This window comes from Arthrobacter sp. UNC362MFTsu5.1, from assembly GCF_000685965.1.
GTDB lineage: Bacteria > Actinomycetota > Actinomycetes > Actinomycetales > Micrococcaceae > Arthrobacter.
The window spans coordinates 12,614-37,101 of the sequence record NZ_JMLE01000002.1; the positions used below are offsets into that span (position 1 = coordinate 12,614).

At 64.8% G+C, this 24,488-nt stretch carries 24 protein-coding genes; 9 read left to right on the forward strand and 15 right to left on the reverse strand.

The genetic code is table 11. The features are described from left to right. Positions 1–63: 63 nt before the first annotated feature. The 3 genes from BS38_RS0102810 to BS38_RS0102820 all read right to left on the reverse strand — a co-directional run bounded on the left by BS38_RS0102810 (position 64) and on the right by BS38_RS0102820 (position 2,554). Positions 64–1,275, reverse strand: a complete 1,212-nt coding sequence (locus tag BS38_RS0102810; protein ID WP_051628698.1) for a hypothetical protein — start codon at positions 1,273–1,275, stop codon at positions 64–66. A 68-nt stretch (positions 1,276–1,343) separates the two neighbouring features. Beyond that, the gene (locus BS38_RS0102815) at positions 1,344–1,703 is read right to left on the reverse strand and encodes a DivIVA domain-containing protein (protein ID WP_028269431.1); all 360 of its coding nucleotides are present in this window, start codon (positions 1,701–1,703) and stop codon (positions 1,344–1,346) included. Between the two features lie 23 nt (positions 1,704–1,726). Beyond that, entirely contained in the window at positions 1,727–2,554 is an 828-nt protein-coding gene (locus BS38_RS0102820) for a TIGR00730 family Rossman fold protein (RefSeq protein WP_028269432.1), read from the reverse strand. Between the two features lie 164 nt (positions 2,555–2,718). Here BS38_RS0102820 and BS38_RS0102825 point away from each other — a divergent pair, with 164 nt between their 5' ends. The 4 genes from BS38_RS0102825 (at position 2,719) to BS38_RS0102840 (ending at position 6,009) form a co-directional block, all read left to right on the forward strand. Further along, the gene (locus BS38_RS0102825; RefSeq protein WP_028269433.1) at positions 2,719–3,474 is read left to right on the forward strand and encodes an amino acid ABC transporter ATP-binding protein; all 756 of its coding nucleotides are present in this window, start codon (positions 2,719–2,721) and stop codon (positions 3,472–3,474) included. A 69-nt stretch (positions 3,475–3,543) separates the two neighbouring features. Continuing rightward, entirely contained in the window at positions 3,544–4,428 is an 885-nt protein-coding gene (locus BS38_RS0102830) for a glutamate ABC transporter substrate-binding protein (protein WP_028269434.1), read from the forward strand. 94 nt (positions 4,429–4,522) lie between these two features. After that, complete coding sequence (locus BS38_RS0102835; protein ID WP_028269435.1) at positions 4,523–5,173, forward strand: amino acid ABC transporter permease; 651 nt, start codon at positions 4,523–4,525, stop codon at positions 5,171–5,173. Further along, entirely contained in the window at positions 5,170–6,009 is an 840-nt protein-coding gene (locus BS38_RS0102840) for an amino acid ABC transporter permease (RefSeq protein ID WP_028269436.1), read from the forward strand. The genes BS38_RS0102835 and BS38_RS0102840 overlap by 4 nt, the downstream gene beginning before the upstream one ends. Before the next feature lie 76 nt (positions 6,010–6,085). Here the strand turns inward: BS38_RS0102840 and dapE are convergent, their stop codons facing one another. After that, complete coding sequence (gene dapE / locus BS38_RS0102845) at positions 6,086–7,210, reverse strand: succinyl-diaminopimelate desuccinylase (RefSeq protein WP_028269437.1); 1,125 nt, start codon at positions 7,208–7,210, stop codon at positions 6,086–6,088. Between the two features lie 50 nt (positions 7,211–7,260). Here dapE and dapD point away from each other — a divergent pair, with 50 nt between their 5' ends. After that, positions 7,261–8,292, forward strand: a complete 1,032-nt coding sequence (dapD, locus tag BS38_RS0102850) for a 2,3,4,5-tetrahydropyridine-2,6-dicarboxylate N-succinyltransferase (RefSeq protein ID WP_028269438.1) — start codon at positions 7,261–7,263, stop codon at positions 8,290–8,292. Positions 8,293–8,347: 55 nt separating this feature from the next. Next, positions 8,348–9,199, forward strand: coding sequence for a hypothetical protein (locus tag BS38_RS0102855; protein ID WP_028269439.1), 852 nt, complete (start codon positions 8,348–8,350; stop codon positions 9,197–9,199). Between the two features lie 29 nt (positions 9,200–9,228). On the opposite strand, the gene BS38_RS0102860 is transcribed toward BS38_RS0102855, so the two are convergent. Both BS38_RS0102860 and BS38_RS0102865 read right to left on the reverse strand, forming a co-directional pair. Further along, positions 9,229–9,840 (reverse strand): hypothetical protein, encoded by a 612-nt coding sequence (locus tag BS38_RS0102860; RefSeq protein ID WP_028269440.1) that lies wholly within the window; start codon positions 9,838–9,840, stop codon positions 9,229–9,231. Between the two features lie 58 nt (positions 9,841–9,898). Further along, entirely contained in the window at positions 9,899–10,537 is a 639-nt protein-coding gene (locus BS38_RS0102865) for a TetR/AcrR family transcriptional regulator (protein WP_028269441.1), read from the reverse strand. Positions 10,538–10,618: 81 nt separating this feature from the next. On the opposite strand from BS38_RS0102865, the gene galE reads away from it, so the two are divergent. After that, positions 10,619–11,632, forward strand: coding sequence for a UDP-glucose 4-epimerase GalE (gene galE / locus BS38_RS0102870; RefSeq protein WP_028269442.1), 1,014 nt, complete (start codon positions 10,619–10,621; stop codon positions 11,630–11,632). Positions 11,633–11,713: 81 nt separating this feature from the next. Here galE and BS38_RS0102875 read toward each other — a convergent pair whose 3' ends face one another. The 3 genes from BS38_RS0102875 to fdxA form a co-directional block, all read right to left on the reverse strand. Further along, on the reverse strand, positions 11,714–12,997 hold the full coding sequence (locus BS38_RS0102875) for a citrate synthase (protein WP_028269443.1): 1,284 nt from the start codon (positions 12,995–12,997) through the stop codon (positions 11,714–11,716). A gap of 259 nt (positions 12,998–13,256) precedes the next feature. Beyond that, positions 13,257–14,405 carry a succinyldiaminopimelate transaminase gene (gene dapC / locus BS38_RS0102880; RefSeq protein WP_028269444.1) on the reverse strand — a complete coding sequence of 383 codons (1,149 nt, stop codon included), beginning with the start codon at positions 14,403–14,405 and terminating at the stop codon, positions 13,257–13,259. A gap of 10 nt (positions 14,406–14,415) precedes the next feature. After that, positions 14,416–14,742, reverse strand: a complete 327-nt coding sequence (gene fdxA / locus BS38_RS0102885; RefSeq protein ID WP_028269445.1) for a ferredoxin — start codon at positions 14,740–14,742, stop codon at positions 14,416–14,418. A 170-nt stretch (positions 14,743–14,912) separates the two neighbouring features. Between fdxA and BS38_RS0102890 the strand changes: the two genes are divergently transcribed. After that, a complete protein-coding gene (locus BS38_RS0102890; RefSeq protein ID WP_028269446.1) occupies positions 14,913–15,158 on the forward strand; it encodes a putative acetyltransferase in 246 nt (81 codons plus the stop codon). A gap of 19 nt (positions 15,159–15,177) precedes the next feature. On the opposite strand, the gene BS38_RS0102895 is transcribed toward BS38_RS0102890, so the two are convergent. Next, entirely contained in the window at positions 15,178–15,540 is a 363-nt protein-coding gene (locus tag BS38_RS0102895; protein ID WP_043437540.1) for a hypothetical protein, read from the reverse strand. 48 nt (positions 15,541–15,588) lie between these two features. Next, entirely contained in the window at positions 15,589–17,517 is a 1,929-nt protein-coding gene (gene typA / locus BS38_RS0102900) for a translational GTPase TypA (protein WP_028269448.1), read from the reverse strand. 273 nt (positions 17,518–17,790) lie between these two features. Here typA and BS38_RS0102905 point away from each other — a divergent pair, with 273 nt between their 5' ends. Continuing rightward, positions 17,791–18,735, forward strand: a complete 945-nt coding sequence (locus BS38_RS0102905; RefSeq protein WP_028269449.1) for an SGNH/GDSL hydrolase family protein — start codon at positions 17,791–17,793, stop codon at positions 18,733–18,735. Between the two features lie 170 nt (positions 18,736–18,905). On the opposite strand, the gene BS38_RS0102910 is transcribed toward BS38_RS0102905, so the two are convergent. The 4 genes from BS38_RS0102910 to BS38_RS0102925 all read right to left on the reverse strand — a co-directional run bounded on the left by BS38_RS0102910 (position 18,906) and on the right by BS38_RS0102925 (position 24,337). After that, a complete protein-coding gene (locus tag BS38_RS0102910) occupies positions 18,906–20,633 on the reverse strand; it encodes an ABC transporter ATP-binding protein (protein ID WP_028269450.1) in 1,728 nt (575 codons plus the stop codon). Positions 20,634–20,644: 11 nt separating this feature from the next. Beyond that, complete coding sequence (locus BS38_RS0102915) at positions 20,645–21,595, reverse strand: ABC transporter permease (protein WP_028269451.1); 951 nt, start codon at positions 21,593–21,595, stop codon at positions 20,645–20,647. Then, positions 21,585–22,514, reverse strand: coding sequence for an ABC transporter permease (locus BS38_RS0102920; RefSeq protein WP_028269452.1), 930 nt, complete (start codon positions 22,512–22,514; stop codon positions 21,585–21,587). The genes BS38_RS0102915 and BS38_RS0102920 overlap by 11 nt, the downstream gene beginning before the upstream one ends. 134 nt (positions 22,515–22,648) lie before the next feature. Next, positions 22,649–24,337: a peptide ABC transporter substrate-binding protein gene (locus BS38_RS0102925; RefSeq protein WP_028269453.1), complete on the reverse strand. Its 1,689-nt coding sequence runs from the start codon at positions 24,335–24,337 to the stop codon at positions 22,649–22,651. Between the last annotated feature and the right edge of the window lie 151 nt (positions 24,338–24,488).

A 24,488-nucleotide genomic window follows, 5' to 3' on the forward strand; every position in this document is an offset into this window, starting at 1 on the left:
TGCGGCCCGCTGTGCCGTGCGTCATAGCACCCGTGCCCGGCCCATGGCCCGCTGACGGCCGCCTCACGGCGGATAGTCTCCCCCGCCTGGCAGTTCGGCCCAGGCCCACAGCCAGACGATCCAGACAATCTGGAGCAGCACGAACATGGTGACCACCGTCCCCCGGTAGGCCCGGGATCGGGATAGCAGTGCTGCGCCCAGGGCCAGCGGAAACAGCGGCAGCAGCATGCGGAAGGTGCTGGTCTGCGGGTGCAGGAACACGAGCAGGTAGCCCATGTAGCAGACGCACCAGAGCCGCAGCTCAGCCCCCAGCGCCACCACGGGCGGGGACGTCATGGCAAGCCCGAAGACGGCAACAAAGACAAAGGGAGCCAGCACCCCCAGCACCGGGCCAAAAAGCTGGATGCCCGTGTCGAACCAGGGCTTGAACGGCACAAGGTCGTGGCCGCGCCAGACGGTCTCCGTTTTGGTATAGGCAGCGGGATCGCCGGTCACTGCCCAGGCGATGGCGGGCCAGATCAGGGCGCTTATCCCGCTGACTGCGGCCAGGGCCGCCAACGCAACGAGGTCCCGGGCACTGTGCCGTGCCGCCTGGCTGCCCGGGGCGGCAGGACGGTTCCGCAGCCACAGCCGGTATGCGAGCAGCCCGCACACCATCGCCGCGAACGGAACCCCCGTTGGCCTGGACAGACACATGAGGACCACCACCGGCATTGCCCACAGATACCGCCGTTGCATCACCAGGAGCAGTGCCGACGCCAGCAGCAGGAGGTTCAGCGATTCGGCATACGGAACCTGGAGCACGGCAGCGACGGGGAAGGTGGAAAAAAAGACCACGGCCCACATGGCCGTGCGGTGGCCGGCTTTCTGCCGGAAAAGGCGGTACACCACCAGGGCGGCCCCCAGCCCGGAAGCCATTGCAATGAACGTGAGGGCCAGTGCGGGGTCCATCCCGGTCATGGCCGACAACGCCCGCCCAAGCATCGGAAACAGCCCATAGAAGGCCCAGGCGTTCTCCTGGACGTTTCCGCTTTCGTCCACGGGCAGCTGGCTTGGATATCCGCTCCGGAGCACCTCGCCGTACCAGCGGGCATCCCAGATATTAATGAAGTTCCAGTAGTCGGGTTTCGCGGGTAACCACGGGTTGGCGCCCTGATGCAGGGCGGCCGCCATGAAGATGCAGGCACTGACGGCCCGCGCCGCAACGTAGACGCCTGCCACCTGCGCCCACCACGGCCAGGTGCTGGCGCGGGCGGCAGCGGACGCAACTTTCATTCGCACCAGGCCGTTCAGTCCCGGGTTTCGGTCCTGCCCCACGCGGCCGCTGGAAGTGCCCGCTCTGCTCAAGGCCCGCTCTCCCCCGGCTGCGCCGGCGCGCGAAGTTCCGCCCGCAACCGCTCAATTTCACGGTCCTTCGCGGCCAGCTGGTCACGGAGTTCATCCAGCACCTGATCGACCTGGTCCATGCGGTAGCCCCGCAGGCCCAAAGCAAACCGGATCCGGTCGACGTCGGCCGGTGCAGCGTCGGCAGGGAGCAGCACCGGCGGCAGCGAGGCCACCGGCTCGTCGAATCCGTCCAGCAGCGCAGGGCCTCCGGAATGCCGGCGCCGGAAGATGCCGGACGTAAAATCTGCTCCGAAGAAGAGCGCGGCGCCGATCAGTGCGATGGCGAGGAATATCAGGAAGAAACTCACAGGATCCATCGTGCCAGACGCCGGCCCGCCCGCTATTCCGGCCGCTGGTTACCGTTCGGCCCGCCAGTGCCGTTGGCTGCACTGGTTTCCGGCGACGGACGGATGGCACCGTGGATGACGAGGTCCACCGCGTGCGCCGGCTCATCGACAACCTGGATGAGCCCGAGGTCCTTCTCGGAGATCATCCCGTCTTCCACCAGGGTGCCCCTGATCCAGTCGAGCATGGGCCCCCAGAAAGCGGTGCCCAGCAGGACGATGGGGAAGGACGTCACCTTCTTGGTCTGCACCAGGACCATGGCTTCGAAGAGCTCGTCCAGGGTGCCCAGGCCGCCGGGGAGCACAATGAATCCCTGGGCGTATTTTACGAACATGGTTTTCCGGGCGAAGAAGTAGCGGAAGTTGATCCCGAGGTCCACCCACTGGTTGAGGCCCTGTTCGAAGGGAAGCTCGATGCCGAGACCCACGGAGACGCCGTTGCCCTGGACGGCGCCTTTGTTGGCCGCCTCCATGGAACCCGGCCCGCCGCCGGTAATTACGGCCACGCCGGCTTCGGCCAGTTTGCGGCCCACTTCAACGCCCAGTTCGTAGTAGACGGAGCCCGGCTTGGTGCGTGCGGAGCCGAACACGCTGACGGCGGGCCCGAGGTCCGCCAGTGCACCGAAGCCTTCCACGAACTCACTCTGGATTCTGAGCACCCGCCACGGGTCAGTGTGGACGAACTGGCCGGGCCCCTTCGTGTCCAGCAGGTGCTGGTCCGACATCTCCACTGCCGCCTGCTTTCGACGCAGCTCCAGCGGACCCTTGTGACGGGTGGCAATGGGAGGTACTGGAGTTGGAGAAGGGTGCGGATCGGTACTCATCCACCAAGGCTAGCGCGGTTCTCCAAGCCCGACTGTCCGGCGCGTCCGATCCAGTTGCAGAGGGCAACCGGGGCGCTGACCTGCAGGTATCTCTTGAATCACGATCTGCAGGAAGTTGGAGTGATTGCCGTCATATCCCGCTAATGTTCGCTAGATTCTCTCTTATGACTACTCAAGTGCCCGGCGAAGCTCTCGTCTCCCTGAAAGCCGTGAATAAGCACTACGGCCAGCTGCACGTACTGAAGGACATCAACCTGAACGTCCGCAAGGGCGAAGTTGTTGTGGTCATCGGACCCTCCGGTTCCGGTAAGTCCACACTCTGCCGGGCCATCAACCGCCTGGAGACCATCGACGACGGCAAGATTGCCATCGACGGCAAGGAGCTCCCGGAGGAGGGCAAGGAACTCGCCAAACTGCGTGCCGACGTCGGCATGGTGTTCCAGTCCTTTAACCTCTTCGCTCACAAAACCATCCTGGAAAACGTCACCCTGGGGCCCATCAAGGTCAAGGGTGTGCCCAAGGCGCAGGCGGACAAGGACGCCATGGCGCTGCTGGAGCGTGTCGGTGTGGGACACCAGGCACCCAAGCTCCCGGCGCAGCTTTCCGGCGGCCAGCAGCAGCGCGTGGCGATTGCCCGGGCCCTTGCCATGAAGCCGAAAGTCATGCTCTTCGATGAGCCCACGTCCGCGCTTGACCCGGAAATGATCAATGAAGTCCTTGACGTCATGATCCAGCTGGCCAAGGAAGGCATGACCATGATCGTGGTCACCCACGAGATGGGCTTTGCCCGCAAGGCCGCCGACCGCGTGGTGTTCATGGCCGACGGCCAGATCGTCGAGGACGCGACGCCTGAGGAGTTCTTCACGAACCCGCAGAGCAACCGCGCCAAGGACTTCCTCTCCAAGCTCCTCACTCACTGATTCCCCGAGACCGCACCTACTCAGTTCGCACCCAGGCCACCACAGTGGCCGCCAATGAAAGGTAATGTCATGAAGGCATTTTTGACCCGACGAAAGTCCTTTGTGGTTGCAGCATCAGCAGCCCTCGCCCTGACACTGAGCGCCTGCGGCGGCGGGGGCGGAACCACCAGCAATCCGTCAGTGGCCGAGAAGCCCACCTTTGCAGCAGGCAGCACCATGGAGAAGCTCTCCAAGGCCGGCACCATCAAGATCGGCACAAAGTTTGACCAGCCGCTGTTCGGCCAGGTCGGCCTGGACGGCAAGCCCATCGGTTTCGACGTCGAGATGGGCAAGCTGATTGCCGCCAAGCTGGGCATTGCTGCGGACAAGATCGAATGGTCGGAGACCGTCTCAGCCAACCGCGAGCCCTTCATCGAACAGGGCAAGGTGGATCTGGTCATCGCCACGTACACCATCAACGACAAGCGCAAGCAGGTCGTTAGCTTTGCCGGGCCGTACTACGAGGCCGGCCAGGCGCTCATGGTCAACAAGGACAATGACACCATCAAGAAGCCCGAGGACGTCAAGGGCAAGAAGGTCTGTTCCGTGACCGGTTCCACCCCTGCCGGGACCATCGTGGAGAAGTACGGAGCGGAACTCGTTCCCGCGGCCACATACTCCGCCTGCCTCGAACCGCTGCGCAACAAGCAGGTGGAGGCCATCACCACCGACAACGTGATCCTTGCCGGCTTCGTGGACAAGGAACCTGAAGCCTTCAAGCTGGCCTCGGACGAAACCTTCACCAAGGAGCCCTACGGCATCGGCCTGAAGAAGGACGACACCGTCTTCCGCAACTGGATCAACGACCAGCTGGAGGAATTCGGCAAGGACGGCTCCTACAAGAAGGCATGGGAAGCCACCGCCGGCTCCGTCATCAAGACGGCTCCGGAACTCCCGGCCATCAACCGTTACTAAGTAACGCCGGCGGTTGCCGGAGTCCGCTTAACGCGCCTCCGGCAACCGCCCTCCCATCTTCGCTCCCGTCCGCGACACACAGCCAAAGGATGTTATGGACGTCATCATCGAAAACCTGCCACTCTACTGGGAAGGCTTTCTCCGAACCCTGTTCCTGTCCGCCGTGTCCGGAGTCATCGCCCTCCTGCTGGGAACCGTGCTGGCCGCAGCCCGGGTCTCCCCTGTTGCCGCCCTCCGCGGCTTCAGCATGACCTACGTGGAGATCCTGCGGAACACCCCCCTGACCATTGCTTTCTTCTTTGCCGCAATCGTCCTGCCCCGGCTCGGGGTGAAATTCGAGCAGTTTGAGGTGGCGGCCATCATTGCCCTGAGTGCCTACACCGCGGCCTTCATCGCCGAAGCCGTGCGCTCCGGCGTCAACAGCGTTCCCGTCGGCCAGGCCGAGGCAGCACGCAGTATCGGCATGAAATTCGGCCAGGTGCTTTCCCTGATCATTCTCCCGCAGGCACTGCGGACGGTGATCCCGCCGTTGATCAACATCCTGATCGCGCTCGTGAAAAACTCCTCCGTTGCCGGCGCCTTCTTCGTCCTGGAGCTGTTCGGTTACGGCCGCCAGCTCGCCAATTCCAATGGCGACCAGGTCCTGGCCGTTCTCCTCGGAGTGGCGTTCTTCTACCTGCTGATCACTGTTCCGCTGGGCATCCTGGCGAGCACCGTCGAACGAAAGGTGGCGATCGCCCGATGAGCTCAGTTCTATACGACGTCCCGGGGCCGAAAGCCCGCCGGGTCTCACTGATCGGTTCCGTAGTCGGGTCCCTGCTGATCCTTGGCCTGTTGGCGTGGATCGTCAGCACCCTGGCGCAGCAGGGCATCTTCGAGGGACGCCGCTGGGCCATCTTCACCCGCGCGGACGTCTGGACGCTGCTCGGCAACGGCATCGGCGCCACCCTTAGTGCGGCCGCCGTGGCCGCCGTCATCGCGTTTCCCCTGGGGCTGTTGCTGTGCCTGCTTCGGATTTCCGACCTCGCCGCGATCCGGATTCCCACCCGGATCGTGCTGGAATTCCTGCGCGGCATGCCCGTCGTCCTGATGATGTTCTTCGTCCTGCTGGTCTTTGGCACCAACCAGTTCATCGCAGTGGTGGCCGGCCTGGTCCTCTACAACGCGGCCGTCTTCGCGGAGATCATCCGCGCCGGCATCCAGTCCCTGCCCAAGGGACAGCGCGAAGCGGGCCTGACCATTGGCCTGACAAGTTTCCAGTCCCGCATGATCATTGAGCTGCCGCAGGCCGTCCGCCGGATGATGCCTTCGCTCGTGGCCCAGCTGGTGGTGCTGCTGAAGGATACGTCCCTGGGTTACATCGTCGCGTACGGTGAGCTGCTCCGGGCCGTGCAGGTCATGGCCGACTTCCTGGGGACGCAGTTCCTGTTCCCGGTCTTCTTCGTGGCCGCTGCGATCTACATCGCAATCAACATCTGCGTTTCGCGGATCGCAGTGTGGATTGAACGCCGCGGTTCCAAGAAGGCCGCCGGCGGCGTGGCCAAAGCGGAACCTGAGCCGATTGAAGCCGAAGTGAAATAGCAGTAACGAAGGCGAGTACCAGGAAGGCCCTGATCAACAGATCAGGGCCTTCCTGCTTGCCGGGACTTGGTCCTGGCTAGTTGGCCAGCCACGTCCGGAGCGCCCTCAGGCATTCGCGGACCGCATCGGCGTCAACGTGCTCATTGTCCTTGTGCGCCAGCAGGGGGTCGCCCGGGCCGAAGTTGACCGCCGGAATACCCAGTTCGCTGAAGCGTGCGACGTCGGTCCAGCCGTACTTCGGCTTGGGCTCGGCACCGACGGCGGCCACAAAGGATGCGGCCGCCGGATGGTTCAGCCCCGGCCGCGCGCCGGCCGCGCTGTCCGTCTTGACGACGTCGAACCCGTCGAGGAGTTCGCGGACGTGGGCTTCGGCCTGGTCCGGAGTCTTGTCCGGAGCGAAGCGGTAGTTGATTTCCACCACGCAGCGGTCAGGAATGACGTTGCCGGCGGTGCCTCCGTTGATTTTCACCGCGTTGAGGCTTTCCCGGTAGTCCAGGCCGTCCACGTTGATGGTGGCCGGTTCGTAGGCGGCCAGTCTGGCGAGGATGGGGGCGGCGGCATGGATGGCGTTGCTTCCCATCCATGCCCGGGCGGAGTGTGCTGCTTCACCGATGGTGGTTGCTTCGAACCGCATGGTGCCGTTGCACCCGCCTTCCACCGTTCCGTGCGTCGGCTCGAGCAGGATGGCAAAGTCGCCGTCCAGGAGGCCGCCGTGGTTGCGGACCAGCCGCCCCAGGCCGCTCTTCACCGCTTCCACTTCCTCGTGGTCGTAGAACACGAAGGTGACGTCCTTGCCCGGTTCCGCGCCGCCGTCGAACATTGTGGCCGCCAGCGCCAGCTGCACCGCGACGCCGCCCTTCATGTCCGTGGTGCCGCGGCCGTACAGCAGCCCTTCCCCGGGTGCGCCGGACGGCCAGAACGAGGGAACAGTGCCGAGGGCCCCCTCGGTGGTGGGGAGAGGCACCGTATCCAGGTGCCCGGCCAGGATGACCCGTTCAGGGCGGCCAAGGGCGGTCCGGGCAATGATGGAGTCGCCGTCCCGGACCACGGTAAGCTGCGGAATCTTCCGCAGGGCATGTTCGACGGCGTCGGCCAGCTCCTTCTCGTTGGCCGAAACGCTGTTGATGTCGATGAGCGCAGCGGTGAGGAGGGCGACGTCCTGGCGGAGATCCAGGCGGACAGAGGCAGTTTGAGCAGTCACGATGACAGTCTAGTTCGAGACCTGAGCCTCCCTCTCGATAGACTGGTGGCATGACTGAAACCGCTGCTGCTTCCGCCGTGCCCGCTGACAATTCCGCGTCCGCCGACGCCCGCTCCGCCTACGGCTACGGTGTGGCCACCATTTCCACCCGCAACGGCGAGGCCACTGTGCTGGACGTCTGGTTCCCGGCGCCGTCCCTCGGAACCGCAGCGGACACCCTTCGGAATGTGGAGAGCGCGGATCCCGTGCTTGCCGAGATCGCCGCAGCCGGCACTGACACCGACCGCGGCACCGAGCAGCAGGTCGTTTTCGTCCAGGTGCACCTTGACGAAGCCCCCGCCGACACTGCGGACGCCTACCTCCGCCTGCACCTGCTTTCGCACCGGCTGGTCCAACCCAACACCATCAACCTGGACGGCATCTTCGGCAAGCTCCCCAATGTCGTCTGGACGAACTTCGGCCCGGCTGCCGTCGACGGCTTCGAGCTGACCCGGGCCAAGCTGCGCAAGCGCGGCGCCGTGACGGTCTACGGCGTGGACAAGTTCCCGCGCATGGTGGACTACGTGGTGCCCGCAGGGGTCCGGATCGCCGACGCCGACCGCGTCCGCCTTGGCGCCCACCTGGCCGAAGGCACCACGGTCATGCACGAGGGCTTCGTGAACTTCAACGCCGGCACCCTGGGCACCTCCATGGTGGAAGGCCGCATCTCCGCAGGCGTCGTCACCGGCGACGGCACCGACGTCGGCGGCGGCGCGTCCATCATGGGCACCCTCTCCGGCGGCGGAAAGGAAAAGATCTCCCTCGGCCAGCGCGTGCTGCTGGGCGCCAACTCCGGCGTCGGAATCAGCATCGGCGACGACTCCGTGGTCGAAGCCGGCCTGTACGTCACGGCCGGCACGCGCGTCCGCGTGATCGGTCCGAAGGACGCCGACGGCGAGGACACCACCCGCGTGGTGAAGGCCGTTGAGCTCTCCGGCGTGCCCAACCTGCTGTTCCGCCGGAATTCCTCGACCGGTGCGGTGGAGGTACTCCCCCGCAAGGGGCAGACCGTGGAACTCAACGAGGCACTCCACGCCAACTGATTCCGTCCGCCTGCAGAAGTCAACCGGCCCGTCCAGGGCGTGAGGGAGTAACTTCGTGTCACGGAGACGTGGCCTGCGCCGCCTGCTAGTGCTGGGGCTGGCTCTGGCACTTATTGCCGGCGGCGTTTACACGGCCGTGGCCTTTATCCAACGCTCGGAAACGCTGATTGCCGAAAAGTGCACCGCCGCCGTCGGGTCGCGCAAAGCCGACCTGGCCACCGACCAGGCGGCCAATGCGGCCCTGATAACAGCGGTCGCCGTGCGCCGCGGGCTGCCCCCGCGGGCGGCGAGCATCGCCCTGGCCACTGCCATGCAGGAATCCAAGCTGCGCAACATCGGGCACGGCGACCATGCCGGGCCGGACTCGCGCGGACTGTTCCAGCAGCGTCCCTCGCAGGGCTGGGGCACCGAGGAACAGGTGATGGACCCGTATTATGCGAGCGGGGCGTTCTACGACGCCTTGGTGAAGATCCCGGAGTACGAATCGCTGGAAATCACCGCCGCCGCACAGCAGGTCCAGCGTTCTGCGTACCCGCAGGCCTACGCCGAACACGAGGACATGGGCCGGGTCTTCGCGTCCGCCCTGACCGGCCAGTCTGCCGCAGCACTGGACTGCACCCTCAAGTCGCCTGAACAGGCCGGTGACGTCCAGACGGTCGTCGACGAACTGACAGCGGCGTTCGGGAACGTACCGGCAACGGCCGACGGCAGCACCGTGGTGCTGGAGGCGAGCGGCAGCCAGGCCTGGGCCGTGGCGCAGTGGGCCGTGGCCAACGCGAAATCCCTGTCCGTGACGGAGGTCGGCGTTGAGGGCAGCAGCTGGGACCGGGCGTCCAGGAACGGCTGGCAGCCCTCGGACGCCCCCTCCGGCCAGGTCACGATCACGGTGGCCGCCGGGACTTCCTGACGCTGCCGGAACTCCGTGACGTTAGTGCCTCAGACGAGCAGTTCCACGACGGGCTGGACGTAGCTTCGGAACACCTCGGGCTGGGACAGCAGTTCCTTGCTCATGATGATCTTGTCCGGCTCCAGGTACCAGGCCCGGGGTTCCGTCAGCGGAAGTTCGACGATGGTCAAAGTGAAGTCCCTCGAACCGCGGCCCACCTCCAGCAGCCGGTCCTCCACCATGTCGCCCAGGAGCTGCGGGGCGCCGCTGGCCTCCCGTTCGGCTTCCAGCTCCGCATACTCGGCGCGGCGTTCCCGCGCCCACGTCAGCGCCGAGCCGAAGTGCGCCTGCAGCACGCGCTGGAGGGCCGGGGAGTTGCCGAAGGCCTCAAAGTCGGGGGGCGTTACGTCGGGGGTCATTTGCGGATGCGCCTTGAGCAGCTGTTCCCACCAGGCCTCCCACTCAGTCTTCAGGGCGCTGATCCCGCCTACTTCGGACGTGAGGTTGGTGTGGTCCACCGGACGGATCTTGGGTGCCATGTGACACAGTGCCGGACGCCCGGCACTGTCGAGGCCGGCGGCGTCGCGAACGTAAAGTGCGATGAGCATGGGACCTGATGTGTCCATGGTGATTCGCCAGCCAGGACCGCCTGTTTGGTGCATCCGAATGGCCTCCCTTGGCTTGTTTACTGTCCCAGTCTAATCCTGTTGACTACTGACGTTAATGGGTGGTTTCAGACTGTCCCAGGCTGTGCAGGTGGGACGACAGAACGTCCCTGCACATTTCGGCAGTCATCCATTCCGGCTGCAGCAGGGCATGCATGGTCAGGCCGTCCAAGGTGGCCAGCAGCCGCTCCGCTTCGGTGACCAGGCCCTGGTGCCCGTCGCCGTCCACTGACTCCCCGGGGGCCCGCAGTTCCATGATCAGCCAGCCGATGACGGCGGCCACGGCCCGGTGGCTGCGGTCGGCCTCGGCGGCCAGGAAGGGCCTGATCCGGGCTGCGTTCTTGAACGCCATCCAGACGCATGCGTCCACCGCCCGTTCCTCATCCAGGGGAAGGAACTGGCCCAGCAGGGTTAACACGCCTTCCCGGTGCTCAGCCGTGCCGGGGACCTGCCGGTTGAGGTGCTCACGGGCCGCCTCCAGCCTGCCGGTGATCCTGTCCACCGCAACCCCGAAGGAATGGGCCAGAAGCTCTTCGCTGCTGGAGAAGTAATGGCGGACGGAACCCACCGCCAGCCCGGCTTCGTCGGCCACTTCGCGCAGTGAGGCCCGTTCCAGCCCGTCCATGGCGATGATCCTGAAGACTGCTTCGACAACTTCCTGTCGCCGGGCTGCGGCATCAACGATTTTGGGCACCCTTATTATTTAGCACAGTTGTGCCGCCAAGTTGTGGGCAACACGGGCGGATGCCCGGCGAAGTGGGATAGCGTTGAGCCCATGAGAATTCTGGTTACGGGCGGCACCGGCTACATCGGGTCGCACACAGTTCTGTCCCTGCAGGAAGCCGGCCATGAGGTGGTGGTCATCGACAACCTCGTCAATTCAAGCGAGGAGTCGCTGCGCCGCGTGGCCGAGCTCAGCGGCAAGGAAGCGGTCTTCCACAACGTGGACCTCGTGGACGAGGCGGCAGTCGATGCCGTCTTCGCCCAGGACCGGATCGACGCGGTGATCCACTTCGCCGGGCTCAAGGCCGTGGGCGAATCCGTCCGGGAGCCGCTGAAGTATTACTACAACAACCTGGTGGGCACCCTGAACCTGATCCGGGTGATGGACCGGCACGACGTCCGCTCCCTCGTATTCAGCTCCTCAGCCACGGTGTACGGCGAGCACAACCCCATTCCGTACGTTGAAAAGATGGAGATCGGCGCCAACAACCCGTACGGCCGCACCAAGGAACAGATCGAGGACATCCTGTCGGACCTCGGCGCCGCGGACAACCGGTGGCACATCGCGCTCCTGCGCTACTTCAACCCGGTGGGCGCACACCCGTCCGGGCGGATCGGCGAAGACCCCCAGGGGATCCCCAACAACCTGGTGCCGTTTATCGCCCAGGTCGCGGTGGGCCGCCGCGAAAAGCTGATGGTGTTCGGCGGCGACTACGACACCCCTGACGGCACCTGCCTGCGCGACTACATCCACGTCGTGGACCTGGCCGAAGGCCACGTTGCGGCGCTGAACCACGTGGCCGAGCGCACGGGCGTGTTCCGCTGGAACCTCGGCTCCGGCAAGGGATCCTCGGTGCTGGAGGTACTGCGTTCCTTCGAAAAGGCCGTGGGCCACGCACTTCCCTACGAGATCACCGGCCGCCGGGCGGGCGATCTCCCCGCTTTCTGGGCCGATGCCACCTCCGCGCTGGCCGATCTGAGCTGGTCCACCACCAAGACCGTTGACCAGATGTGCGAGGACCACTGGCGCTGGCAGAAGAACAACCCGCTGGGCTACAACTCCTAAACCGGAAAAACGACGCCGGCTACGCACCTGGGGTGCGTAGCCGGCGTCGTTCTTTGTCTAACCGCTAGCTGTATCTAACGGCTAGCTGGCCGGGTAGTTGCGCTCCGGCTCACCTGTGTAGAGCTGGCGCGGACGCCCGATCTTGGTGTTGGGGTCGCTGATCATTTCGCGCCACTGGGCAATCCAGCCCGGCAGGCGGCCGATGGCGAACAGCACGGTGAACATCTTCTCCGGGAAGCCCATGGCCTTGTAGATCAGGCCGGTGTAGAAGTCCACGTTCGGGTAGAGCTTGCGCTGGATGAAGTAGTCATCATTCAGCGCCTTCTCTTCGAGGCGCAGGGCGATCTCCAGGAGTTCGTCGTTGCCGCCGAGCTTGGTGAGGATCTCGTGTGCCGTGTCCTTAACGATCCTGGCCCGCGGATCGTAGTTCTTGTAAACGCGGTGTCCGAAGCCCATGAGGCGGACGCCGTCTTCCTTGTTCTTGACCTTCTCCATGTAGTCCTCGGGCTTGGTGCCGTCGGCCTGGATCTGGCGGAGCATCTTCAGGACGGCCTCGTTGGCGCCGCCGTGGGCGGGGCCGAAGAGGGCGTTGATGCCTGCCGAAACGGAGGCGAAAAGGTTGGCGTTGGACGAGCCCACCAGCCGGACCGTGGAGGTGGAGCAGTTCTGCTCGTGGTCGGCGTGCAGGATCAGGAGCAGGTCCAGCGCCTTGGCGACAATCGGGTCCACCTCGTACTGCTCGGCCGGAAGGCCGAAGCTCAGGCGCAGGAAGTTCTCCACGAGGTTGTGGGAGTTGTCCGGGTAGAGCATCGGCTGGCCGATGCTCTTCTTCAGGGCGTAGGCGGCGATGACCGGCATCTTGGCCAGGAGCCGGTACGTGGAGACCTCCACCTGCTCGGCGTTGAACGGGTCCAGCGAGTCCTGGTAGAACGTGGAGAGCGCGGACACAGCCGAGGACAGCACGGGCATCGGGTGGGCGTCCCGCGGGAAGCCGCTGAAGAAGCCCTTGAGCTCTTCGTGCAGCAGGGTGTGGTGGCGGATCCGCTGGTCAAAGGCTTCCAGCTCGGTGGCGTTCGGCAGGTTGCCATAGATGAGCAGGTAGGAAACTTCAAGGAAGCTCGAGTGCTGGGCGAGCTGCTCGATCGGGTAACCGCGGTAGCGCAGGATGCCGGCGTCGCCGTCGATGTAGGTGATCGCCGAAGTGGTGGCCGCGGTGTTCATGAATCCCGGGTCAAAGGCAACGGCGCCTGTCTGCTTCAGCAGTTTGGAAACGTCATAGCCTTCGTTTCCTTCTACAACCTTGATGCGCGGGAGTTCGAGTTCGCCGCCCGCATGGCGCAGGGTTGCGCTGGTGGTCTCAGTCATGGAGTCTCCTCATGAGGCGTCAGGGCCTCTCTGTAGAAAGCTTGATCCAACATCCGGTGGAGCCGCCCGAGGAGCCTGCGTGGCAGGGTTTCCAACGGTCGGGCTGCCTTCTTGTAGAAAGCCACCATTGATAGTCAGTTAAAAAGTACCGCTCCAAGGCAAGGTGACACTAATCCGATAGTGCCGAAATGCCCCAAAAAGGCCCCCGTTGTGTTGCGTGTCACATCATTGTTACGGACCCGTGGCGGGTTCGTGGCGGCTAGGCGCCGGTGCTTAGCCGGGCTACAGCCGCGTCGATCCGCTCATCCGCGGCCGTCAGCGCAACGCGGATGAACCCGTTGCCGGCATCGCCGTAGAACACACCGGGTCCCACCACGATCCCCAGCTCGGCCAGCCTGCCCACGGTGTCCCAGGTGGCTTCGCCGGCGCTGCACCAGAGGTAGAGTCCCGCCTGCGATTCGTGGATGGTCAGCCCGAACGCCTCGAGCGCCGGCACCAGCCGCTCCCGCCGGCTGCGGTAAAGGTCCTTTTGGGCCTGGACATGGGCGTCGTCGCCCAGTGCCACGCGCATGGCTTCCTGCACCGGGTACGGCACGATCATGCCGGCGTGCTTGCGGCTGTTGACCAGGTTGGCCATGATCACCGGGTCCCCGGCCACGAACGCCGCACGGTATCCCGCCACGTTCGACTGTTTGCTCAGCGAGTAAACCGCCAGCAGGCCGTCGTGGGAGCCGCCGGCAACGCGCGGGTCCAGAACACTGGGCACGGGGCTGCCGCCGCGCTGGACGTCCCACTCCCCCCAGCCAAGCTCCGCGTAGCATTCGTCCGAAGCCACCACGGCGCCAAGCCCGCGGGCCTGGTCGACGATCCGCTTCAAGGACGCCACGTCACGGACGCTTCCGGTGGGGTTGGCCGGCGAATTCACCCAGACGAGCCGGACGCGCTGCCGGGTCTCGTCATCCAGTTCATCGAGGTCGTCAGCGGCGATCTGTTCGGCGCCGGCGAAAGTCGCCCCGATGTCGTAGGTGGGGTACGCAACCGTAGGACGGACGACGACGTCGCCCGGCTTCAGTCCCAACAGGAACGGCAGCCATGCCACCAGCTCCTTGGACCCGACGGTGGGCATAACATCGCGGGGATCCAGCCCGGGAACGCCGCGGCGCCGGGCGAACCAGTCTGCAATGGCTGTGCGGAGCGCCGGCGTCCCGTGCACCGTGGGGTACCCGGGGGCGTCGGCGGCGCTCTGGAGCGCCTCCTGGATCAGGACGGGCGTGGGGTCCACCGGTGTGCCGATGGAAAGATTGACCGCCCCTCCGGGGTGCTCCGCAGCCTTGGCAAGGTAGGGTGCCATGGCCTCCCACGGATAATCGGGCAGGCTGAGGCCGAAGCTGCGTACTGCGGATGTCACGCCAGGCGCCTCAGTGATCCTGGTTCTGCGGCGGCAGGGCAGCAATCATCGGGTGGTCGGTGTGGGTGTTGCCGACCTTCGCAGCGCCGCCGGGCGAGCCGAGGTCGTCAAAGAACTCAACATTGGCCTTGTAGTAGTCGGCCCACTCCTCCGGGGTGTCATCCTCGTAGTAAATGGCCTCAACGGGGCAGACGGGTTCGCAGGCACCGCAGTCGACGCATTCGTCGGGGTGGATGTAGAGGGACCGCTCACCCTCGTAGATGCAATCGACGGGGCATTCTTCAATACATGCCTTGTCCTTGACATCTACACACGGCTGCGCGATTACGTACGTCACGTCCCTTGCCTCTCCACGTTGGTTTCCGGCATTCGGCCGGTGATCATTTCCGGCCTGAGCGCCGGACTGCTGACTTCTGAGCCTATTATCTATCAGGCTGTTCCCGCGAACCTAGCGTCGCGTCATACATTCCCCCGCGTCATACTAGCGCGGGGTCCTAGGATGGAGTGGTGAATTCCCAGATCCCTGCACCCCGGCTGTTCCTGGAAGGCGCGCCGCTGGGCACCAGGGTGGTGGTCCGTTACAGGATCCCGGAGGGCATGACGGACGCCCTGGGGGACCTGGTGGGAATCAACGCCGTGGAATGCACCGTCCGCACCCGGCGGACCGACGTCGTCATCCCTTTGGCCCTGGTGGTGGCAGCGAAAGCGGTGCCGCCGGCGCCGGCACGGCGTGCCCCGCGGCCCGCACCCTAGCCTCTGGCACACGCGGCCGTCAGGCCGGCGGGCTGAGCACCCGGTAGCGCCGGCACCAGACGAGCATCAGCACTGTTACCCCGGCAATGCCGTAGATCCAGGTGTACCCGGGAAAGTCCCCGGCGATCAGCCGCTTGCCGGGCTCCAGCGTCGACCACAGGCCCGCCAGCACGTAGCACAGCAAGCCGCAGGCCGCCGTCGGGATCACTGACCGGAAGGCCGCCCCGAGGAGCAGCTGGACCGATCCGAGAAGCACCAGCGCTGCCACTGCACCCCAGGGCAGGACGACGCCGGGAAGCAACAACTGCTGCCGGTGCAGGGCCGTACCGGCAGCGGCTACAAAAAGAGCTGCCGGCACGGCGGCGGCGATGCCGCCTGCCATGCCGGCAGCTCTATTGTTCACGAGGGTGATGACCGGAACGTGCCCGGATCAGACCTTGGCGCGGGCGCGGTTGGCCTTGGCGCGCTCGTTGGTGTCCAGGATGACCTTGCGGATGCGGATGGACTCCGGGGTAACCTCGACGCACTCGTCTTCGCGGGCGAATTCGAGGGACTCTTCGAGGGTCAGGTCGCGCGGGGGCGTCAGGTTCTCGAAGGTGTCGGAGGAAGCGGCACGCATGTTGGTGAGCTTCTTTTCCTTGGTGATGTTGACGTCCATGTCGTCGGCGCGGGAGTTCTCGCCAACGATCATGCCCTCGTAGACCTCGGACGTGGGCTTCACGAAGAAGGAGCCGCGTTCCTGCAGGTTGATCATGGCGAAGGGCGTCACAACACCGGCGCGGTCGGCGATCATCGAACCGTTGGTGCGGTATTCGATCGGGCCGGCCCAGGGCTCGTAGCCCTCGGAGATGGAGGCAGCGATGCCGGCGCCGCGGGTGTCCGTGAGGAACTTGGTGCGGAAACCGATCAGGCCGCGGGCCGGAACGATGAACTCCATGCGGCACCAGCCGGTGCCGTGGTTGGCCATGTTGGTCATGCGGCCCTTGCGGGCTGCCATGAGCTGGGTGACGGCGCCGAGGTACTCTTCGGGCACGTCGATGGTCATGTGCTCCATCGGCTCGTGGATCTTGCCGTCGATGGTCTTGGTGACCACCTGGGGCTTGCCGACCGTCAGTTCGAAGCCTTCGCGGCGCATCTGCTCAACGAGGATGGCCAGGGCCAGCTCGCCACGGCCCTGGACTTCCCAGGCGTCGGGACGCTCGGTGGGGAGGACCTTGATGGAGACGTTACCGATCAGTTCCTTGTCGAGGCGGTCCTTCACCTGGCGTGCGGTGACCTTGGCACCCTTGACCTTGCCGGCCAGCGGCGAGGTGTTGATACCGATGGTCATGGAGATCGCGGGATCGTCCACGGTGATCAGCGGCAGCGGCTGCGGGTTCTCGGCGTCGGTCAGGGTCTCACCGATGGTGATGTCCTCGATACCGGCGACGGCCACAATCTCGCCCGGGCCTGCGGACTCGGCCGGCACGCGGTCGAGGGCCTTGGTGGCCAGCAGTTCGGTGATCTTGACGTTCTTCAGTTCGCCGTTGGCACGCGCCCAGGCAACGGTCTGGCCCTTGCGCAGGGTGCCGTTGTAGATGCGCAGCAGAGCCAGGCGGCCCAGGAACGGGGAGGCATCCAGGTTGGTGACGTGCGCCTGGAGGACACCGTTCGGGTTGTACGTGGGTGCCGGGATGTGCTCGATGATGGTCTTGAACAGCGGCTCAAGGTCCTCGTTCTCCGGAGCCGTGCCGTCAGCCGGCTGCTCAAGGGAAGCGCGGCCAACCTTGGCTGCGGCGTAGACCACGGGAACTTCGAGGATCTTGTCCAGGTCCAGGTCCGGAACTTCGTCGGCGAGGTCGGAGGCCAGGCCCAGGAGCAGGTCCATGGACTCGTGGACGACTTCGTCGATCCGTGCGTCGGGGCGGTCGGTCTTGTTGACCAGCAGGATGACCGGCAGGTGCGCGGCAAGGGCCTTGCGGAGCACGAAACGGGTCTGGGGCAGGGGGCCCTCGGAAGCATCGACGAGAAGCACAACGCCGTCAACCATGGACAGGCCGCGCTCCACCTCGCCACCGAAGTCGGCGTGGCCCGGGGTGTCGATCACGTTGATCGTGATGGTCTCGCCCTGCGAGGACGGTCCGTTGTAGGCCACGGTGGTGTTCTTGGCCAGGATGGTGATGCCCTTTTCGCGTTCAAGGTCACCGGAGTCCATGACGCGGTCTTCGAGGTGGTTGTGCTCGGCAAAGGAGTTGGTCTGCTTGAGCATGGCGTCGACCAGCGTGGTCTTGCCGTGGTCAACGTGGGCCACGATCGCGACGTTGCGCAGGTCACTGCGCGATGCAGTGGCTACCGCGGTGTTGGTGGTGGTTTCAGACATGCGTTATTGCTCGATTCAGTGGTGAAGTCAGCTGTGGTATCGCGACATTTCCAACCGGAACGCACGACGGATGAGACCCTTTGGCACAGGGCACCTTCTACCATTCTAAGCGCTAGGTCATTTATTGGCCTAAAAACCCAAAACGGGGTCCGTCAGCCCCCGTTACTGGATCGTCATCTGAATGGGACGAATAGTGGCTTAAGTTACTGGATATTCCTGTTGCGATGCCCCATCATTACGGAGGTAACAGCAAGCAAAGCCCGGAGACCATAGATGCGAAACGCTTCAGCTCTGACCCGCTTCGTCGCTCCTATGATCGCCGCCGGCGTTCTGATGGCCGGCTGCGGGCAGGCCCCACAGACAACGGGCGCGGCCCCGGAATCTGCCGCGCCGGCTGCCAGCACGGCAGCATCACAGCCGGCCGCGTCTGCATCCGGCCAGTCCGTTCCGCGGAAGTCGGCGGCCGCGCCGGTGGCTGCTGCACCGGGCGAACCGGTGGCCGCCGGCTCGGCGGGGAAGGCCAAGCTTGCCCCGGAATCCGATCCGGCATCGATGGCGCCCGGATCGGTCTACCTGAACCCGGCAAACGGCCGCAACGAAGTCATCGTCGCCAACATCAAGCGGACCGCCGTGCTGATCGGGGACTCGCAGTCCGAGCCTGAAGCCGGCTGGCCCCGCCAGGGCCTGGCTGCCATGGGTTACAACGTCTTCTTCTGCGGCCGCGGCGGCACCGGCTTTGTTGCTGCGAACGGTAAGACCGGCAACTACATCGATGCACTGCAGCGCGGCGACTGGAAGCTCCCGTATGGATCCCCGGCGCTGGTGGTCATCCAGGGCGGTGGAAACGATGCCGCCCGCGGAGCCACGGATGCCCAGATCGTGGCCAACGCCGACCGCCTGATCTCCTCGCTCAAGCAACGCTACCCGGGGTCGAAGTTTGCCATGATCGGCACCCTGGCCCGCGGAATCAACTACGGCGGAGGGCGGCGGTCACAGGTGGACGCGCTGCTGAGCACGGTGGCCGCCAAACACGCCATCCCGTTTGTCAGCGCCGGCGACTGGCTGACTAAGTACAACCTGGCCAAGGAACTGGCCGACGGCGTGCACATGAACAGTGCCGGCCACAAGGCACTCGGCACCATCCTTGCCGCAAGGCTGAAGGAACTGGGACTCGAGGCGCCGGCGGTGCCGGCCACCTCGGCGTTGCCGGTCGGGTGAGCGGAGCCGCGCTCCCCTGAGCCGGTCCCTCCTGCACAGAGCCGCATCAGCAGCAGGACGTTTCAGCACCAGGCACTTCACATAAGAAAAGGAGCCGGTATCCGCCTTGTGGGCGGATACCGGCTCCTTTCGTGATGCACCTATGCAGGAAACATCTGCCCGGGTTCTACTCAGGCAACTTCCGGCGGCAGCATCAGCCGCGCGCCCGGGATGGCATGGAGCAAGGCCTTCGTGTAGTCCTTCTGCGGGGCGTCGAACACGTCGTCCGTGGAACCGGTCTCAACCAGCTTGCCCTTCTCCATCACGCACACGTGGTCCGCGATCTGCCGGACTACGGCAAGGTCGTGGGTGATGAACAGGTAGGTCAGGCCCAGCCTGGACTGCAGCTCGGCGAGCAGGTTCAGCACCTGTGCCTGGACCAGGACGTCGAGGGCGGAAACCGCCTCGTCGCAGATGATCACTTCCGGGTCGAGGGCCAGGGCACGGGCGATGGCAACACGCTGGCGCTGCCCGCCGGACAGTTCGTTCGGGTAACGCTGCATGGTGGACTGCGGCAGTGCCACCTGGTCCAGGAGCTCGCGGACCTTCTTCTCGCGGCTGGCCTTGTCCCCGATCTTGTGGGTACGCAGCGGCTCCTCGATGGTCCGGAAGATGTTGTACATCGGGTCGAGGGAGCCGTAGGGATCCTGGAAGATCGGCTGCACGCGGCGGCGGAACGCAAAGATCTGCTTGCTGTTCAGCGTGGAGGTGTCTACGCCGTCGAACACGATTTTTCCGGACGTCGGCTGGAGGAGGTTCAGCACCATCTGCGCCACGGTGGACTTGCCCGAACCCGACTCCCCGACGATCGCCGTCGTCGTCCCGCGCTTGACGCTGAAGGAGACGTCGTCAACGGCAGCGAAGTCGGTGGACTTTCCGAAGCCGGAGCGAAGCTTGAACACCTTGCGGAGGTTCTGGATCTGGAGCACGTCTTCGGTCTTGGTCGGCTCGACGACGACAGCCCCGCCGGCAGAGCTGGAGGGAGCGAGCAGCTCGTCCGTTTCGACGCCGAGCTCCTTGGCCACCTGGATGCGCCGGGACGCGAGCGACGGCGCCGAGGCCACCAGGCGCTGCGTGTACGGGTGCTGCGGGTTCTGCAGCAGTTCCAGGGACGGACCGGCTTCCACCACGTTGCCCCGGTACATCACCACCACCTTGTCCGCGCGTTCGGCGGCCAGGCCCAGGTCGTGGGTGATCAGGAGCACCGACGTGCCCAGTTCCGAGGTCATCTTTTCCAGGTGATCGAGGATCTGGCGCTGCACCGTCACGTCGAGCGCGGAGGTGGGCTCGTCGGCGATCAGCAGCCGCGGCTGGCAGGAGAGGCCGATGGCGATCAGCGCGCGCTGGCGCATGCCGCCGGAGAACTCGTGCGGGTACTGCTTGGCCCGCCGTTCGGCGTCGGGCAGGCCTGCCTCGGCGAGAACCTTCGCAACGTCGGCGGGTCCGCTGGGACGGCCGTTGGCCCGCAGCGTTTCCTTGACCTGGTAGCCGATCTTCCAGACCGGGTTGAGGTTGGACATCGGGTCCTGCGGGACCATGCCGATCGTATTGCCGCGCAGCTCGATCATGCGCTTTTCCGAGGCATGGGAGATGTCTTCGCCGTCGAGCAGGATCTGCCCGCCGGAGACCCTGCCGTTGGCGGGGAGCAGCCCGATGGCGGCCAGCGCCGTGGTCGACTTACCGGAGCCGGACTCCCCCACAATCGCGACGGTTTCACCCGGCATGATGGTCAGGTGGGCGTTCCGGACGGCCTGGACCTCTCCGGACCCGGTCTTGAAGGAAATGGCGAGGTCGCGGATTTCCAGCAGGGGCGTGTCCGCCACGCCCGCCTCACTGATTCTGACGTCGGAAGTTGTCATGATTGCCTCGTTCATCGTTGACGGCTTTTCGGATCGAGGGCGTCGCGCAGCGCATCGCCGAGCATGATGAAGCTCAGGACGGTGATGGACAGCGCGATGGCCGGATACAGCAGGATGGCCGGGTTGGTGCGGACGGAAGACCTGGCGGAGGCGATGTCGTTACCCCAGGACATGATGCTGCCCGGCAGGCCGATGCCGATGAAGGACAGCGTGGCTTCCGCCACGATGAAGACACCGAGTTCCATGGTTGCCAGGACGATGATCGGCGCGAGGGCGTTCGGCAGCACGTGCCGGACGAGCGAACCGAAGCGCGAGACGCCCAGTGAGCGGGCAGCCGTCACGAAGTCCGCATTGCGCACTTCAATGACTGCGCCGCGCGTGATGCGGGCCATCTGGGGCCAGCTGAGGACCACCAGGATCATGACCACGGTCCAGACGCCGCGGTTATCGCGCATGAACGGAAGCTGCGAGACCACCAGGGCGCCCAGGATGAGCGGGATGGCAAAGAAGATGTCGCCGAGCCGGGCGATGACGGCGTCGAGCCAGCCGCCGTAGAAGCCGGCGATGGCACCGAGCGTGACACCGATGAGAAGGACGCAGATCACGGAGAAGACGCCGACCATCAGCGACGCCTGGGTGCCGTGGATGATGCGGGAGTACACGTCGCAGCCCTGGAAGGTGTAGCCGAGCGGATGCCCTGCCGAAGGAGCGCCGTCGGAGTTCGCCAGCTGGCAGTTGTCGTTCGGTGCCACCTGGGTGAAGAGGCCCGGAAAGAGGGCCACAATGATGATCAGCGCGATCATCACGGCGGAAATAATGAACAGCGGGCGACGGCGGAGCTTGCGCCAGGCGTCGGCCCAGAGGCTCAGCGGAGCCTGGTCTGCTTTGAGCGAGTCCGTTGCCAGCAGGGGGGTCTCCTCCACGGGGGCAACAAAGTGCTCGATTTCGCGATTAGTTTTCATAACGGATCCTCGGATCAAGCCAGGCGTACAGCAAATCGACCAACAGGTTGGCAATAACGAAGACAAGCACCAGGACGCTGACAATCGCGACCACGGTGGGGCCTTCGCTGCGGATAACGGCCTGGAACAGCTTCTGGCCAACACCCGGGACGTTGAAGATGCTCTCCGTGACGATGGCACCGCCCATCAGGCCGCCGAGGCTGGCGCCCAGGTAGGTGATGACCGGAATCATGGAGTTGCGCAGGATGTGAGTGACCACGACGCGCGGCCGCGAGAGGCCCTTGGCGGTGGCGGTGCGCACATAGTCGGCGTTCATGTTCTCGACCACCGACGCGCGCGTCAGCCGCAGGACGTAGGCAAAGGAAACCAGGCCCAGCACGGTGGCCGGCAGGATGAGGTTGCCCCAGTCCGCGTTGGCTCCAACGGTGGGCTTGGCCCAGCCGAGCTGCACACCGATCAGTAGCTGCAGGACGAATCCGAGCACAAAAGTGGGGATGGCGATGACCACGAGGGATGCGACGAGCACGGTGGCGTCGAAGAACTTCCCCTTGCGCAGCCCGGCAATGAGGCCGAAGGTCACGCCGAAGACAGTCTGGATGATGAGGGCTTCGACGGCCAGCATGACGGTGACCGGGAAGATCCGGCCGAGGGATGCCGCAATGGGCTGGCCGGTGAAGTCGACGCCGAGGTTGAAGGTGAACAGGTTCTTGAGGAAGAGCCCGTACTGCACCCAGAACGGCTGGTCGAGGTTGTACTGCTGGCGGAGCTGCGCGATGACGGCTTCGCTGGGCGGTCGGTCGCCGAACAGTGCCCGGATCGGGTCACCCGGGAGGGCGAAAACCATGAAGTAGACGAGCAGGGTGGTTCCGATGAACACCGGAATGATCTGCAGCAGGCGCCGGAGGATGTACTGGATCACAGCAGCGTCTCCTGAGCGTTTGTGGGGCTAAGGGGGATCATGTAGGACAGCTTTCGTGCCGGTTCCAAGGCTATGGGGGCCCGGCTTTGTGGCCGAACCCCCATTAGCTTTTTGACGTGGATTTGTTCTGCGGACTACTTGGCGGTGATGGCCCAGTACTGCAGAACACCGTTCCAGCCAGCGTCAACGTTGCTGACGTTCTGGCTCCAGACGGCCTGGCGTGCGGAGTACCACAGCGGCAGGTTGGGGAGTTCCTTGAAGAGGATCTCCTGTGCTTCCGTGAACTTCTTGTTGGCGTCGTCCGTGGACTTGGCGCCCAGGCCTTCGGTGAGGAGCTTGTCGAACTCGGGGTTCGTGTAGCCCTCGTAGTTGGCGCTGGCACCGGTCTTCAGGAGCGGGCCGAGGAAGTTGTACAGCGACGGGTAGTCAGCCTGCCAGCCGGCGCGGGTCAGGCCGGGAAGGTCCTTGGCCGTGCGCAGCTTCAGGATTTCAGCGAACTTGGCGAACGGCTGGCCTTCGGCCTTGATTCCCAGGTTGTTCTTGAAGTTGTTGGCAACAGCGTCGATCCATTCCTTGTTGCCGCCGTCAGTGTTGTAGGCAAGCTGCAGGGTCTTGTCAGCGGGCCACGGGGTGATGGCGTCGGCCTTCGCCCACAGGTCCTTCGCCTTGGCGGCGTCGAACTTCAGGACCTCGGAACCGGCAACATTTTCGTTGTAGCCGTCAACTGCCGGTGAGGTGAAGTCCTTGGCCGGGATGCGGGTGCCGGAGAAGATGACCTTGGTGATCTCTTCGCGGTTGATGGCCATGGACAGCGCCTGGCGGCGGAGCATGCCTGCTTCGCCCTGGAACTCGGGCAGGTAGCCCGGGATGTTCAGGGTGGAGTTGCCTGCGTACGGCTTGTTGAGGTGGTTCTCAGGGAAGTCCGTGGCGTAGGTCTTGAGGGCGTCCGTCGGCAGGACGTCCGTGACATCGAGGTTGTTGCCCTGGATGTCGGTGTAAGCCGGAGCCGGGTCGGTGTAGAACTTGAAGGTCACGCCGCCGTTCTTGGCAGCACGTGCACCCTGGTAGTCAGCGTTCTTGACCAGTTCGATCTGGCTGTCGTGCTGCCAGGCGCCTTCCTTGGCCATCTTGTACGGGCCGTTGCCCACCGGGTTCTCGCCGAACTTCTTCGGGTCCTTGATGGCGTCTGCAGGCAGCGGCATGAAGGCGGAGTAGCCAAGGCGCAGCGGCCAGTCTGCTTCAGGCTGGGTCAGCTTGACCGTGATGGTGGAATCGTCCTTCAGGGCCAGGCCTGAGAGGGTCTGTGCGGTGGGGGCCGGAACGTCGGTGTCCTTGCCGTCCGCACCCTTCTCGGTCTTGGTGGCGCTGACCGCGTCATAGCCTTCGATGGATTCGAAGAAGCTGCTGTTGCTCTGGGCGTTGGTGCTCAGGGCGGCAAAGTTCCAGGCGTCAACGAAGCTCTTGGCGGTGACTTCCTCGCCGTTGGTGAACTTGCTGCCGGACTTGACCTTGATGGTGTAGTTCTGGCCGTCCGGGGACTCAATGGACTCGGCCAGGGCGTCGACGGACTTGCCGCTCGGATCGTAGCTCCGCAGGCCTTCGAACAGAAGCTCGACGACGCGGCCACCGTAGACTTCGCCGGTATCGGCGGGCATCAGGGGCTTCTGCGGCTCATTGCTGTACGCCGTGATGACCTTGTTGGGATCGCCGGCAGCCTGGCTGCTGCCACCGTTCGTGGAGCCGCCGCCGGCACCGCATCCGGTCAGGGCAAGGGCCGCGATGGCAACCATGCCCAGTGCTTTGGAAGTGCGCGAAAAACGCATTCCGCCTCCTATGAGTTGTGGGAGTGAGAAGGGAAAGTCTTGTGCTTCCCCGCAGGCCGGGCACAGAGGTGTCCTGTGACGTGGCATACATAAGTGAGTAGCCTAACCCCAAAATGTCCAGATGATGGAACTCTGTTGCCAAACTGTAACC